This is a genomic window from Shewanella maritima, assembly GCF_043643735.1.
Taxonomy (GTDB): Bacteria; Pseudomonadota; Gammaproteobacteria; order Enterobacterales; family Shewanellaceae; genus Shewanella; species Shewanella maritima_A.
The window spans coordinates 116,090-130,594 of record NZ_JBHZSM010000001.1 but is presented as its reverse complement, the minus strand read 5'-3'; the positions used below and the strand labels follow the sequence as shown (position 1 = coordinate 130,594).

Annotated in this window: 14 protein-coding genes; all 14 read left to right on the top strand. The window is 41.8% G+C overall.

Translation table 11 applies throughout. The features are described from left to right. Positions 1-39 precede the first annotated feature (39 nt). The gene (gene flgE, locus ACHUGF_RS00515) at positions 40-1,401 is read left to right on the top strand and encodes a flagellar hook protein FlgE (RefSeq protein WP_394128813.1); all 1,362 of its coding nucleotides are present in this window, start codon (positions 40-42) and stop codon (positions 1,399-1,401) included. Positions 1,402-1,653: 252 nt separating this feature from the next. Then, entirely contained in the window at positions 1,654-2,397 is a 744-nt protein-coding gene (gene flgF, locus ACHUGF_RS00510) for a flagellar basal-body rod protein FlgF (protein ID WP_394128812.1), read from the top strand. An 11-nt stretch (positions 2,398-2,408) separates the two neighbouring features. Beyond that, positions 2,409-3,197 carry a flagellar basal-body rod protein FlgG gene (gene flgG, locus ACHUGF_RS00505; RefSeq protein ID WP_394128811.1) on the top strand — a complete coding sequence of 263 codons (789 nt, stop codon included), beginning with the start codon at positions 2,409-2,411 and terminating at the stop codon, positions 3,195-3,197. Between the two features lie 10 nt (positions 3,198-3,207). Continuing rightward, the gene (flgH, locus tag ACHUGF_RS00500; RefSeq protein WP_394128810.1) at positions 3,208-3,882 is read left to right on the top strand and encodes a flagellar basal body L-ring protein FlgH; all 675 of its coding nucleotides are present in this window, start codon (positions 3,208-3,210) and stop codon (positions 3,880-3,882) included. A gap of 9 nt (positions 3,883-3,891) precedes the next feature. Beyond that, complete coding sequence (locus tag ACHUGF_RS00495; protein ID WP_394128809.1) at positions 3,892-4,992, top strand: flagellar basal body P-ring protein FlgI; 1,101 nt, start codon at positions 3,892-3,894, stop codon at positions 4,990-4,992. 29 nt (positions 4,993-5,021) lie between these two features. After that, positions 5,022-6,143 (top strand): flagellar assembly peptidoglycan hydrolase FlgJ, encoded by a 1,122-nt coding sequence (flgJ, locus tag ACHUGF_RS00490; protein ID WP_394128808.1) that lies wholly within the window; start codon positions 5,022-5,024, stop codon positions 6,141-6,143. After that, positions 6,143-8,059, top strand: a complete 1,917-nt coding sequence (gene flgK / locus ACHUGF_RS00485; protein ID WP_394128807.1) for a flagellar hook-associated protein FlgK — start codon at positions 6,143-6,145, stop codon at positions 8,057-8,059. Before flgJ ends, flgK begins: the two co-directional genes overlap by 1 nt. 11 nt (positions 8,060-8,070) lie before the next feature. Further along, a complete protein-coding gene (gene flgL, locus ACHUGF_RS00480) occupies positions 8,071-9,270 on the top strand; it encodes a flagellar hook-associated protein FlgL (RefSeq protein ID WP_394128806.1) in 1,200 nt (399 codons plus the stop codon). 113 nt (positions 9,271-9,383) lie between these two features. Beyond that, positions 9,384-10,202, top strand: a complete 819-nt coding sequence (locus tag ACHUGF_RS00475) for a flagellin N-terminal helical domain-containing protein (RefSeq protein ID WP_394128805.1) — start codon at positions 9,384-9,386, stop codon at positions 10,200-10,202. Positions 10,203-10,536: 334 nt separating this feature from the next. Beyond that, positions 10,537-11,352 (top strand): flagellin N-terminal helical domain-containing protein, encoded by an 816-nt coding sequence (locus ACHUGF_RS00470; RefSeq protein WP_394128804.1) that lies wholly within the window; start codon positions 10,537-10,539, stop codon positions 11,350-11,352. 161 nt (positions 11,353-11,513) lie between these two features. Next, positions 11,514-11,918: a flagellar protein FlaG gene (locus tag ACHUGF_RS00465; RefSeq protein WP_394128803.1), complete on the top strand. Its 405-nt coding sequence runs from the start codon at positions 11,514-11,516 to the stop codon at positions 11,916-11,918. 87 nt (positions 11,919-12,005) lie between these two features. After that, positions 12,006-13,376: a flagellar filament capping protein FliD gene (gene fliD / locus ACHUGF_RS00460; RefSeq protein ID WP_394128802.1), complete on the top strand. Its 1,371-nt coding sequence runs from the start codon at positions 12,006-12,008 to the stop codon at positions 13,374-13,376. 9 nt (positions 13,377-13,385) lie between these two features. Beyond that, entirely contained in the window at positions 13,386-13,703 is a 318-nt protein-coding gene (locus ACHUGF_RS00455) for a hypothetical protein (protein ID WP_394128801.1), read from the top strand. A 7-nt stretch (positions 13,704-13,710) separates the two neighbouring features. After that, positions 13,711-14,121, top strand: a complete 411-nt coding sequence (gene fliS / locus ACHUGF_RS00450; RefSeq protein ID WP_394128800.1) for a flagellar export chaperone FliS — start codon at positions 13,711-13,713, stop codon at positions 14,119-14,121. Positions 14,122-14,505 lie beyond the last annotated feature (384 nt).

The window sequence follows — 14,505 nt, the reverse complement described above, 5'->3', positions numbered from 1 at the left end:
AAATTGACCAGAATTAAGCAATAAGAATAGAGGTGTATTATGTCATTTAATATTGCATTGAGCGGTATTTCTGCAGCGCAGAAAGACTTGAATACGACGGCAAATAACATTGCCAACGTAAACACGATTGGTTTTAAAGAGTCTCGCGCGGAGTTTGCCGATGTCTATGCGAACTCTATTTTTGCTAATAGTAAAACCGCAGTGGGTGGCGGTGTTACTACAACACAAGTTGCCCAGCAGTTTCATCAGGGAAGCTTACAGTTCACCAATAATTCACTGGATCTAGCGATTAGCGGTGGTGGCTTTTTTGTAACGTCACCAGATCAAATCTCCCGTGAGCAATCTTTCACTCGTGCAGGTGCATTTAAAGTAGATAGTAACAACTTCATGGTTGACTCTAACGGTAACTTTTTACAAGGTTTTCCTGTTGATGATGATGGTAACTCAACTTCAGTGAGCTTAACGACTACGCAGCCAATTCAAATTCCTGATACAGCTGGTAGCCCTGTGATGTCAACAAATGTTGGCTTACAAATGAACCTTGATGGTGGAGCTGATGAGCTTGATCCTGCAGCTTTTGACCCAGATGATCCAGATACTTACAATAACTCAACTTCAGTGACGGTATATGACTCTTTAGGTGAGTCTCATATTTTAACAACTTACTTTGTTAAGCCTCAAGGCGGCTCGCACTCAGGCAGTAACAACTGGGTCGCGTATTATGCGATGGATGGGAAGCCGGTCAATATGTCTGGCGCTGCCGGTCAATACCCTCAGGATACAACGGGTGATGGCAACCCTGATTCGACAAGTTCTGCGCAAACTACTGGTGGTTGGACTGGTGCGGTTGTACAGTTCAATGATGTAGGGGCTTATATTGGTACTGACCCTGCGACAATTACCACCGAAGAATTAGGTAGTAATGGTGCTGATGTTCTTGGCCCTGGTGCGGATGGCACACAAACAATAACTATCGATTTTGATAACCCTACTCAATATGCATCACCGTTTGAAGTCACCGCATTAACTCAAAATGGTAGTACTGTTGGACGCTTAACCAATGTTTCAATTGGCAGTGATGGTCTAGTGAATGCTAGTTATAGTAATGGTTCAACAGTACCGTTGGCGCGTGTTGCTTTGGTACGTTTTGCCAATGAGCAAGGCTTAACTCAGGTAGGTAACACTGCATGGCAAGCCAGCTTAGATTCTGGCCCTGCACTCGCTGGTGAAGCGAACAGTGGTACTTTTGGTAATATTCGTTCGTCTGCGTTGGAACAATCTAACGTTGACCTAACGACTGAATTAGTTGATCTCATTTCTGCTCAGCGTAATTTCCAAGCTAACTCACGTACGCTAGAAGTAAATAATACACTTAACCAAACAGTACTGCAGATCCGATAGTCTCTTTGAAAAAGTGTTGCCGTTAGCGGCAACACTTTTCCTTTTAACCTCAGTTATCTCTACCTTAACAGGCCACTATTTCGTTAGAAATTTGACCCTGCTTCTCACGACATTTCAACACCAACAATCAAAATTTAAGTGCCTCTAAATCAACAGTTTAACGACTAAGTTTGGTTGTGTTTTTACATTGGCATAGAGATTGCTTTGTTCATACTAATCTCTCGCTAAAGTAGAAAGTTTGACGGAGCTGTTATGGATAAATTCTTATATGTTGCCATGTCAGGGGCAAAACAAGGAATGAACGCACTTGCAGTGCGGGCTAACAACCTTGCAAATGCTAATACTGACGGCTTCAAGTCTGACATGACTCAAGCTCGTGCGATGCAAGCTTTCGGTGAAGGTATGCCTACACGGGTATTTTCAATGATTGAAAAGCCAAGTGCTAATTTTTCCGCTGGCCCGCTAAAAACCACCGGGCGGGATATGGATGTGGCAATAAAAGGTGATGGTTGGCTTGCTGTTCAAGGAGCTGACGGTCAGGAAGCCTATACAAGAACAGGCAGTCTCAAGTTCGATAGCACCGGTTTATTACTTAATAACCAAGAAAGACCGGTAATGGGTGAAAACGGTCCCATTGTGCTGCCTTTACCCATCGATAAAGTGCAAATTTCTCCTGACGGTATTATTTCAGTGCGTCCACAAGGGGCTACTGCTGAGGTAATTGAGGAAGTGGCTAGGCTCAAATTAGTTAATCCTGGAAATGAGCAAATGATGCGGGGAGAAGACGGATTATTCCGTTTAACTTCAGGTTTACCAGCGCCGCAAGATGACACTGTTAATGTGGAAAGCGGTGCAGTCGAAGGCAGTAACGTCAATGCTGTAGATGAAATGGTGGCAATGATAAGTATTCAACGCCAATACGAAATGCAAGTGAAGATGATGAAAAACGCTGAAGAAATCGATCGCGCATCAGCTTCGTTATTACGAGTTAGTTAGGAGTAAGAATTATGCACCCAGCTCTGTGGATCAGTAAAACCGGCCTAGATGCCCAACAAACAGACATTGCAGTTATTTCTAACAATGTCGCTAATGCTAGTACCGTCGGTTATAAGAAAAGCCGTGCCGTATTTGAAGATTTACTTTATCAAACTGTTAATCAGGCTGGCGGGATCAGTGCTGATAACACTAAGTTACCCAATGGATTAAACATGGGGGCGGGTACCAAAGTGGTCGCCACTCAGAAATTGTTTACTCAAGGCAATATGCTAACAACAGATAATGCACTTGATGTCATGATTGAGGGACCAGGCTTTTTTGAAGTACAGCTACCTGATGGCAATACGGCTTACACACGAAATGGTCAGTTCAGTCTTGATGATACCGGTCAAATTGTGACACCTGGTTCAGGTTATGTTGTTCTCCCAGGCATTACAATTCCAGAAGATGCGACAAGTATTACGGTCTCAGCTGAAGGCGAAGTGTCAGTCAAGTTACCTGATGGCGCCGAAAACCAGGTTGTTGGTCAATTTAGTGTTTCAGACTTTATTAACCCATCTGGGTTAGATCCATTAGGGCAAAATCTGTACACCGAAACTGGCGCAAGTGGTGCGCCTATTCAAGGAACACCTTCTGAAAATGGTTTAGGTTCAGTTCGTCAAGGTGCGTTGGAAACCTCGAACGTAAACGTCACTGAAGAACTGGTTAACCTCATTCAAAGTCAGCGCATTTATGAAATGAACTCTAAGGTCATCTCAGCCGTGGATCAAATGCTGGCTTATGTGAATCAGAATTTATAAGGGGTGGGCTATGAGTAAATACCTACTAGCGATATTGTCTATTTTATTGGTGGGTTGTGGCTCTACACAACAAAAGCCGATACCTGACGATCCTTTTTATGCGCCAGTGTACCCAGAAGCGCCAAGCAATCAGATGGAGTTGACAGGGTCCATCTTTATGGACAGCCAAGCAGCAAGTTTATATTCAGATATTCGTGCGCATAAAGTCGGCGACATTATTACTGTTGTACTTCAAGAGTCGACACAAGCTTCAAAAAGCGCCAATAACGAAATAAGCAAAGACAACAATATAAATGTCGAACCTATTTATGCTGGCGGCGGCAATGTGACCGTGAAAGGTGTGCCATTAGATTTTCGTTATACCGATAGCATGAATACCAAACGAGAAGCTGATGCTGATCAATCTAACAGTTTAAGCGGCAGTATTTCAGCCAATGTTATGCAAGTGCTAGGTAATGGCAATCTCGTCATTCGTGGTGAAAAGTGGATATCGATCAACAACGGAGATGAGTTTATACGCGTCACAGGTATTGTTCGTAGCGAAGATATTAGCCCGAATAACACCATCGAGTCGACCCGTGTAGCGAATGCGCGTATTCAGTATAGCGGAACCGGCACCTTTGCTGACTCACAAAAAGTGGGTTGGTTGAGTAAATTCTTTTTAGGTGAATGGTGGCCTTTCTAAGGAGTGACCATGAAAATTAAATCATTATTTATATCTTTATTGTTATTGAGTGTGGTGCTGAGCTCGAGTGCTGTTGCACAACGACTTAAAGATATTGCCAATATTCAAGGTGTGCGTACTAACCAACTTGTTGGTTATGGCTTGGTGGTGGGCTTGCCTGGAACCGGTGAGAAGACTCGTTATACCGAGCAGACTTTTAAGACGATGCTTAAAAACTTCGGCATTAACTTGCCTGAATCTGTTCGCCCAAAAGTGAAGAATGTCGCGGTTGTGGCAGTTCATGCAGAGATGCCCGCCTTTATAAAGCCCGGTCAAACTATTGACGTAACCGTATCAAGTATTGGTGAAGCGAAAAGTTTACGCGGAGGCTCTTTATTGCAGACCTTCTTAAAAGGGGTTGATGGTAATGTGTATGCCATTGCTCAAGGCTCACTGGTGGTGAGTGGCTTTAGTGCTGAGGGGCTTGATGGTTCTCAAGTGATCATGAACACGCCAACTGTAGGGCGGATCCCTGCAGGTGCAATGGTTGAGCGTGGGGTTACCTCACCGTTTAATAATGGTGATCATTTGACCTTTAATTTACGTCGCGCAGACTTTTCTACAGCTAAGCGTACCGCTGATGCGATTAATGACTTATTGGGCCCTGGTATTGCTCGAGCCTTAGATGCAAGCTCGATTCAGGTTAATGCCCCAAGAGATGCATCTCATCGGGTGTCATTTCTGGCCACTCTTGAAAATATAGAAGTAGAACCTGCGGACGAATCCGCCAAAGTGATTGTTAACTCCAGAACCGGCACCATTGTGGTCGGTCAGAACGTCAAATTGCTACCCGCAGCTGTCACTCATGGTGGCTTAACCGTCACTATTGCTGAAGCTACGCAGGTTTCACAGCCTAACCCTCTTGCTGGTGGTGAAACTGTGGTCACAAATGACAGTACCATTGACGCTAATTTAAGTGATAACAGAATGTTTATGTTTGACCCCGGTACGTCGTTAGATGAGCTAGTCAGAGCAGTCAATTTAGTGGGAGCTGCACCGTCTGATGTGTTGGCTATATTAGAAGCGCTTAAAATGGCAGGCGCTTTGCATGGTGAACTTATCATCATCTAATTTTTGTCACTATTGTGAATGGGTTGCATATGGAAAAGTTGTCAAATTCATCAAACTTTTTGGATCTGGGGGGACTAGATTCATTACGTACCCAGGCTCAGAAAGATGAGAAGGGGGCACTTGAGCAAGCAGCAAAGCAGTTTGAAGGTATCTTTATTCAAATGCTGATGAAAAGCATGCGTGATGCCAACGCAGCGTTTAAGTCAGACAGTCCACTCAATAGTGATACAACTGAATTTTTTGAGCAAATGCGTGATCAGCAAATGTCTGTTGATTTATCACAAAAAGGGATGCTTGGCCTTGCAGAGTTGATGGTGCAACAACTTGACCCACAAAATAGTGATGTAAAACCCGCTTCGATGTTGCGTGATAATTACAATGCTCAAGCTCAAATGAGTATTGATAAACTTTCAGGTTTTCAGATGCCCTCACGCCAATCGCCATTACAACAGCAAGATATTGAACAAGCAAAATTAGATGTTGCATCATTGGCACAAGGTGATGAGATTGCCTTATCACATAACATTTTACACACGCCCGCAGTTCAAGCTAACCAAGCTAAAGATGATATGCAGCAGATCTTAGCTGGCAAAGTGATGCCTTCTCAAGTCGGCAACAGTTTGCCACATGACTCTCGTGTCTCTGTTAAAGAAAGTCAATTTGAAAGCCCAGAGCATTTTGTTTCAGTGTTATACCCTCACGCCAAGAAAGCTGCTGAATCATTGGGTACAACCCCTGACGTGTTAATTGCGCAATCTGCCTTAGAAACAGGCTGGGGTCAAAAAGTGATTAGACAGCCTGATGGCGATATGAGTAACAACTTATTTAATATCAAAGCGGATGGACGTTGGCAGGGTGATAAAGCCACAGTGAGCACACTTGAATATGAACAAGGTGTCGCTGTACGCCAACAGGCAGAGTTTCGTGTGTACGACAGCATCGAGCAAAGCTTCAATGACTTTGTCGATTTCATTAGTCAGAGCGAGCGTTATCAACAAGCCAGAGATGTGGCAGCGTCGCCAGCTAAATTTATTCATGCGTTGCAACAAGCAGGCTATGCCACAGACCCACAATATGCCAACAAGGTATTAAGAGTGATGAACTCGGTTACTGAAAGCATCAAGCCCTTAGTACAAAGGGAGAGTGAATAATGTCAATGAACTTATTAAATATTGCTCGGACTGGGATTTCTTCATCGCAACAGCAACTCGCGGTGACCAGTAACAATATTGCTAACGTTAATACAGCAGGTTATAGCCGCCAAGTGGCTGAGCAGCGCAGTTTAGATTCTCAGTTACTAGACAATAAGTTCTTTGGTTCGGGTTCTTATGTTTCTGATGTTAAGCGGATCTATAACGAGTTTGCAGCGAGAGAGCTGCGCATTGGTCAAACATCCATGGGAGCCGCTGAAACCACCTACAGTAAAATGAGTGGCTTAGATCAGTTATTTTCTAATGTTGGTGAAATGGTGCCCAATGGGTTAAATAACTTTTTTGCTAGTTTAAATAGTTTAGCGGACCAACCCGGTGACCTCGGTTTTCGTGACAGTACACTAGGCTCCGCTCAAGAGTTAGCCAATGCCATTAATCAAATGCAAAAGCAGCTTGATAACCAGATGAAGCAGGTGAATGGTGAGATTGAGTCAGTTGCTTCTCGTATGAATGAAATTGGTAAGGAGCTGGCTGCCATTAACCAAGAGTTAATGCAAAACCCCAATCAAGATCCTCAACTACTTGATAAACAAGATGCCTTGCTTGTTGAGCTAAGTGAGTATGCTCAGGTAAATGTAATTCCACTTGAATCGGGTGCAAAATCGGTGATGCTAGGTGGTTCAGTCATGTTGGTATCTGGTGAAGTTGCCATGGAGATGGGCACGACTTCAGGAGACCCATTTCCTAATGAACCTAGGTTAACGGCAAGTACGGGTGATAAAAGTATTGTGGTTGACCCGAGTAAGTTAGGTGGCAAGATTGGTGCTTTATTTGAATTCCGAGATGAAAGTTTAACCTCAGCGAGTCTTGAGCTAGGCCAGCTCGCTTTAGGTGTAAGTGATGCTTTTAATCAAATGCAGGCTAAAGGTTTTGATTTAAATGGTGAAGTTGGCGGCAACATTTTTAGAGATATTAACGATCCTATTATGGCTGCTGGTCGTGCTGGTGGATTCTCTACTAACACTGGTAATGCGGCACTGTCGGTAAATATTGATGATGCTTCAAATCTAACTGGCGCAAGCTATGAGTTAAAGTTTACCGCGCCAAGTACCTATGAGTTGACCGATACTAAAACGGGTAGCGTGACACCTTTGACTTTTACACCTCCTGGTGAGTTAAGTGGTGGGGATGGTTTTACTATTAATATTGACGCTGGTGCGATGAATGATGGCGATCGATTCGAAATCAGGCCAACTGCATCAGCTGCCACAGGTATTGCCGTTGAAATGACTGACCCTAAAGGTATCGCTGCTGCTGGCCCTAATATTATCGTCGATGAAAATAACACTTCAAATGCCACTGTGTCACTCAATGGTATGGACCCTAGTCATCCAGGTTTTCAAGGGGTTGGCTCATCAATTACTTTTGAAATTGATACAGCAGGTAATACATACGAAGCATTTGATGCTAATGGTGTGTCATTAGGTACTGGTAGTTACACGCCACCTCAAATCGATGCCTTTGGTATGAACTTCAATGTTGAAAACACTTCAGGCGCGACAGCTGAGCGCTTTACCTTCGACTTAAATTTCTCAGAAGGCGATAACAAAAACGTCATTGCTATGGCAGAACTTGCGGAAGCTAAAACCATGAATGGTGGCGGTAGTACCTTCTCTGGTGTGTTTGAAGACACAAAAATGCAAATAGGTGATAAAACCAAGGCCGCTGAAACCAGAGTCATTTCTGCTGATGCGATCTATCAGCAAGCTTACAATCGTGTTCAATCTGAATCAGGTGTAAACCTCGATGAAGAAGCGTCAAATTTAATTCGTTTCCAACAGTCTTATCAAGCTTCAGCTCGGATCATGACTACAGCACAAACCATTTTTGACACTTTGATAAGTTCGGTTAGATAGGAGATGAGTCAATGAGAATTTCAACCGGACAGGTATATCAACAAAACACTACGAGTATTTTGCAAAAGCAATCGGCGACTAACAAAATATTGCAGCAACTTGCTAGTGGTAAAAAAGTCAACACAGCTGGTGATGACCCTGTTGCTGCTGTTGGTATTGGTAACCTTAAGCAAAAAAATGCGCTTGTGGATCAATATATGAAGAATATTGATTACGCCTACAAGCATCAAGCTGTGACAGAAGGCAAAATTGGTAGCGCTGAAACATTAATTTCATCAATGCGTGAACAATTACAAAGAGGGGCAAACGGCAGTTTAGCCCCCAATGAGCGGCAAATGATTGCCGAAGAGATGAAACAAAGTCTTGAAGAGCTGATGTCGATAGCCAATTCACAAGATGCAGATGGAAATTACATCTTTGCTGGCACAGATAGCAATATCAAACCGTTCGATTTTGATAGCAATGGCAATATCGTATATAGCGGTAACAGTAATATCAGAGAAGCGATTGTGGCAAGCGGCGTGACATTACCAACGAATGTCCCTGGTGATGCAGTATTTATGAATGCGCCAAACCCGCTTGGTGATTATGGCGTCAATTATTTAGCGTCTCAGCAGGGAGATTTATTCGTCAATAGCGCCAAAATAGTCGATGAAACGGCGCATATAGAAGGTGATTACACTTTTAATTTTGTAGATAACGCGGGGGTGATCGATCTTCAAGTGATTGATCCTAATGGTGTCACGACAACGATCCCTAATTTCGATCCAACCAACCCTGTGACAGTTGGTGGTATTGAGGTAAGCATTGAAGGCACGCCTGTTGCAGGCGACAGCTTTACCATGCAACCACAGGAGTCTGTGAGTATTTTGCAATCTTTAAATGATGCTATTGCTTACCTTGAAGACCCTCAAGCAACAGAAACGCCGCAAAACGCATCAAAGTTGGCACAGCTCTTGAATAATATAGATAGTGGTCAAAATCAAGTCAGTACAGCGAGGGGAACTGCCGGTAATACTTTGAAGTCACTGGAAAGTTTCACAAGCAACCATGAAGAAGAGCAAGTTGTGAATAGCAGTGCGCTCTCAATGTTGGAAGACTTAGATTATGCCGAAGCGATTACTGAGTTTGAAAAGCAGCAACTTGCGTTAAATGCAGTATCAAGCACCTTTGGCAAAATAGGTTCACTGTCTTTGTTTAACTATATCTAGTTGGCACGAATAGTATACCGCTAGAAAGGATTCAAACGACGTAACACGATCGAAAGTAAAATTCGGCCAAGCTCCACAGTCTTGGCAACAAAACTAAGAATGAGGAAATTAATATGGCTATTACAGTTAACACTAACGTCACATCAATGAAGGCGCAGAAAAACTTGAATACTTCAAGTCAAGCGCTAGCGACGTCAATGGAACGTCTATCAAGTGGTTTACGGATTAACAGCGCAAAAGATGATGCGGCAGGTCTAGCTATCTCTAACCGATTAAACTCTCAGGTTCGAGGCCTTGAAGTCGGTATGCGAAATGCTAATGACGCTATCTCGGTAGCGCAAATTGCCGAAGGTGCGATGCAAGAGCAAACGAATATGTTGCAACGTATGCGTGATTTGTCAATTCAATCAGTAAATGGTGCTAACTCAACAGCAGACTTAGCCGCAATACAAGCTGAAATCACTGAGTTAGCTACAGAGATTACTGCAATTGCATCAACGACTGCATTTGGTGATACTAAATTGCTAAGTGGTGGCTATGGAACGAAAGAGTTTCAAGTGGGTCACAAAGGCGGTGAAAATGTTAGTATTACACTAGGTGCAACAGATTCAAATACATTGGGTGTGAGTGCACTGGATGTTACCGCAGCTGGCGGTGGCGCTACTGCAATTGCCGCAATTGACCTTGCAATAGTAGAAATTGATAGTCAACGTGCAGAACTTGGTGCTAAGCAAAATCGTTTAGCACATAACATTAGCAACAGTGCTAATACCCAAGCCAACGTTGCTGATGCGAAATCACGTATTGTTGATGTCGACTTTGCAAAAGAAACGGCAGAAATGACCAAAAACCAAGTACTGCAACAAACTGGTTCGTCAATGTTGGCGCAAGCAAACCAATTGCCTCAAGTGGCATTGTCGCTACTAGGGTAGGCTAAACCGTGACTCAGGCCTCTTTGCTATTCATTTATGACTAGCTAAGAGGCTGCGTTATATTTTTCATTGTTCCTCGCTTTGTTTTTCCTCTGTTTATACATTTATTTCTAGTGTTTTAATGAAAATCACAACCCCACCCACTTTATAACTGTCTGTAAATAAATGATTTATTTATTTTTGATAAAAAAAATGATCTTTTTTGCTAAAAATAACTAAAGCAAAATAGCCCTTGGCCGTTAAATATACTGTAACCAGTTTGAAATGCCTGACTTGCTAAGCCAAAGCAAACAGGCTTAAAGATTAAGTCAGGTAATTTATAGAGGAAAACACTATGGCTATTACAGTAAATACTAACGTCACATCGATGAAAGCTCAGAAAAACTTAAACGCATCAGGTAGTGCTTTAGCCACCTCTATGGAGCGTCTATCTTCTGGTCTAAGAATTAACAGTGCAAAAGATGATGCAGCAGGCCTTGCAATTTCTAACCGTCTGAACTCTCAGGTTCGTGGTTTAGAAGTGGGTATGCGTAATGCGAATGACGCTATCTCGGTAGCGCAAATTGCTGAAGGTGCAATGCAAGAGCAAACAAACATGCTTCAACGTATGCGTGACCTTTCAGTTCAATCTGTGAACGGTGCAAACTCAACAGCTGATTTAACAGCAATCCAAGCTGAAATTGATGAGCTAGCCACTGAAATCACTGCAATTGCAAACACTACTGCATTTGGTGACACCAAGCTTCTAAGTGGTGGTTACACAAGTAAAGATTTCCAAGTAGGTCACAAAGGTGGCGAAAACGTAAGTATTTCTATTACTGCAACTGATTCAAACACTCTTGCGGTAAGTGGACTTGACGTAACTGCTGCTGGTGGTGGTGCTGCAGCTATCGCAGCAATCGATGCTGCAATCGGTACTATTGACGGTCAACGTGCAACATTAGGTGCAACGCAAAACCGTTTATCTCACAACATCAGTAACAGTGCAAATACGCAAGCTAACGTTGCAGATGCTAAATCACGTATTGTTGATGTGGATTTCGCAAAAGAAACATCTGAGATGACTAAGAACCAAGTATTGCAACAAACAGGTTCTGCAATGCTAGCTCAAGCGAATCAATTACCACAAGTAGCGTTATCGCTTCTATAATCTAGAGATAAACTAGAACAAAGTGGTAAGTTGATAGGGAGGTTCGATTACGGATCTCCCTTTGTCGTTTTAATGTATATCTGATTGATAGCTGGCATTAGATGGAATAAATGCTTTATCAATAAAGGAAAGTATAGTTTTTTTGGAGAGTGAGGTAGAACATGGAAATTAATCAAACCCAAACAGCACAGTTTATTTCACAATCTGAACATACGAAGAAGACATTGAATCAAGAACCTTTAGCTGCTGATGCCAATAATGGTCAAGTCAGTATCAGTCGCAGTTCGTCTATCCAAGCTGTTAAAGATATTGCAGAGTCGGAAAAAAATAAACAACAAAAAAATGACGATGAAATTGAGCAAATTGCAGATGATTTGACAGAAATGGTGGCAATGATGCAAAAAGGCCTAAAATTTTCTGTAGATAAAGACTCCGGACAACAGGTCATTAAGGTTCAAGATATTGACTCTGGTGATGTTATTAGACAAATTCCTAGTGAGGAAGCACTCAAGTTAGCTGAGAAATTGAGTGAGGTCTCAGGAATTTTAATGAAAATTGAAGTGTAGACTTAAACCGTCTTTAATGGTTTGATTCTTGCTTAATATTTTGAGTAGTATTTTGCATTATCTTGCAAACACCTTTAGGAGTAACTTATGGCATTATCAGCACCCGGTATTGGCTCTGGCCTTGATATTGCGGCAATTGTGAACGCATTAGTTGATGCCGAAAAAGTGCCTAAAGAAGCGATTTTTGATAAAACTGAACAAACGATCAAGGCTCAAGTTTCTGCTATGGGAACATTGAAGAGTAGTTTGTCTAGCTTTCAAGATGCGCTGAAAAATTTGCAAGATGTTGACTTAATTAACCATCGAACCGTTACAACGGGTGATAGTCCATTCTTTACTGCATCTACTACTAAATCTGCTCAAAATGGCAGCTATAGTATCCAAGTTGAACAGCTCGCTAAAGTTCATAAGGTGGGTGGGGCTTATACAACTGATGCGCAACAAACAGTGGGTGAAGGCCGCTTAGATTTTACTGTTGGTTCTGAATCTTTCGGTGTTGATATTGAAGCAACTGATGATCTCAATTCGATTGCAAATAAAATCAATAATGCCAATGACAATTCTGGCGTTACTGCAACCGTCATCACCGGTGATAATGGTAGCCGTCTAGTATTTAGCTCAGATATTGAAGGAACTGATAGTCAAGTGTCAGTCGCTGCGACCGATACTTCAGGTACTGGTTTAAATGATATGTTCAATGGAACTAATTTAGCCGAGCTTCAGCCTGCCCAGAATTCTATTGTGCATATTGATGGACAACAAGTCACTTCACAGACAAATTCTGTTCAAGGTGCAATTACTGGCGTCACGTTAGATTTAACCAAAGCTGACCTCAATGAAACCTCCACTTTAACTATTGCTCAAGATTCTGCTGCCGTTAAGGAAACAGTTCAAGGTTTTGTTGATGCGTACAACTCCCTCATTACGACGGTGGACAATCTTTCAAAGTATGATACTGAAAATGAAACAGCATCAGTTTTGCAGGGTGATGCGATGCTTCGCTCTATTAATTCGCAGTTCCGAAATGTACTCAGTGACAGAGTTGAATTAGAAGATGGTAGTGATACAGCACTCTATGAGCTTGGTATTACTACAGATCGCTACGGTAAGCTGTCAATTGATGATGACAAGCTCGATGACATTATCGCGAATGATATGGATAAACTAGAGGCTATTTTTGCTACAGAAACAACGGGCTTAGCAAATAAATTCGATGACCTGGTCGATAATTATACTAAAACCGGTGGCCTTATTGATGACCGTAATAATAGCTATACAAAAAGTGAAAAAAGACTAGATGAACAGCGAGACGCATTTACGTTAAAAATGGAGCAATTAGAGGCTCGATTAACGAAACAGTTTAATGCAATGGACCTTGTTGTTGCTCAATTAAATGCACAAAGTGCCAGCCTGACAGATAGATTGAATTCATTACCAGGGCTTGTGCCAAATAGCTAAAAATAATCTATGAAAAACTTAGCAGAATTAAATGTAGAAATAGAAAAGCTTTTAATTGATATTGAAAGTTCACCAGCAGAAGATGATAAATCTGATGACTTGGTACAGTCTTTGCTAGATATGGTTAATAAGCGTCAAACTTTTGTAAGTCAGTTCATTGATGATGATTCAATTATTGCCAATGACTTACAGAAAGAGATTGATCTTACTCAAGTATTTTTGGCTAAAGCGACAGTTGCATTAAAGCATCGTCAAGACTTACTCAGTGTACGTAAGTCAAATAAGCAAAAAATGAATGTCTATAAAAGCATAGAGTCAAACAGGTAGGTGTAGAATGAGAGGTTCTTTACAATCTTATCGAAAAGTATCGGTTGAGAATGAGATTTCAGTAGCGTCACCACATCGTATAATTCAAATGATGTTTACAGGTGCACTCGAGAGGTTAGCTCAAGCTCGATACTTCATTGAACAAAACGATATCGAGAAGAAGGGCATATTCATTGGCAAGGCTATTGGATTGATTAATGGTTTGAACAATAGCCTAAACATGGATGAGGGTGGTGAGATTTCGTCAAACCTAGCTAGGCTTTATGACTTTATGCTGGTGAAGTTAGCTGAAGCAAATATGAATAATGATGTTCAGGCAATTGATGATGTTACTGATGTATTGAGAACGATTAAAGAAGGATGGGATGCCATTCCTACAGATAAGCATCATATCAGTGCAGAATCCTCTGCAGGCTAGACAAATTGTTAACATATTAATGGCGCTTTTTAGCGCCATTTTTGTGTTTAAGCTATACGGCTAGTTAAATACACAATAAGTCGCAGATAATTTAAGCAGTCATGGGCTAAAATAAAGATATTGTTAGATAAAATGAGCAATAAGCTTGCCAATGGCAGTGTGATAATACACTATTTGTAGTGTCGAATTTAGTCCTGACACCGTGTGTGACTTATGACTCTATAGAGTTATCAGTGCATGGCGTTACCTGTAGAAAATGGCAATTATTAATAAATTAGTCCATATTCTTGATTGAGGGTCACATTTTGTGACTTAACATTACTGTTGATTGAATTATGATTCGCGTAAAATGATTCGATAAAACTTATGAATAATAGAGTTTTG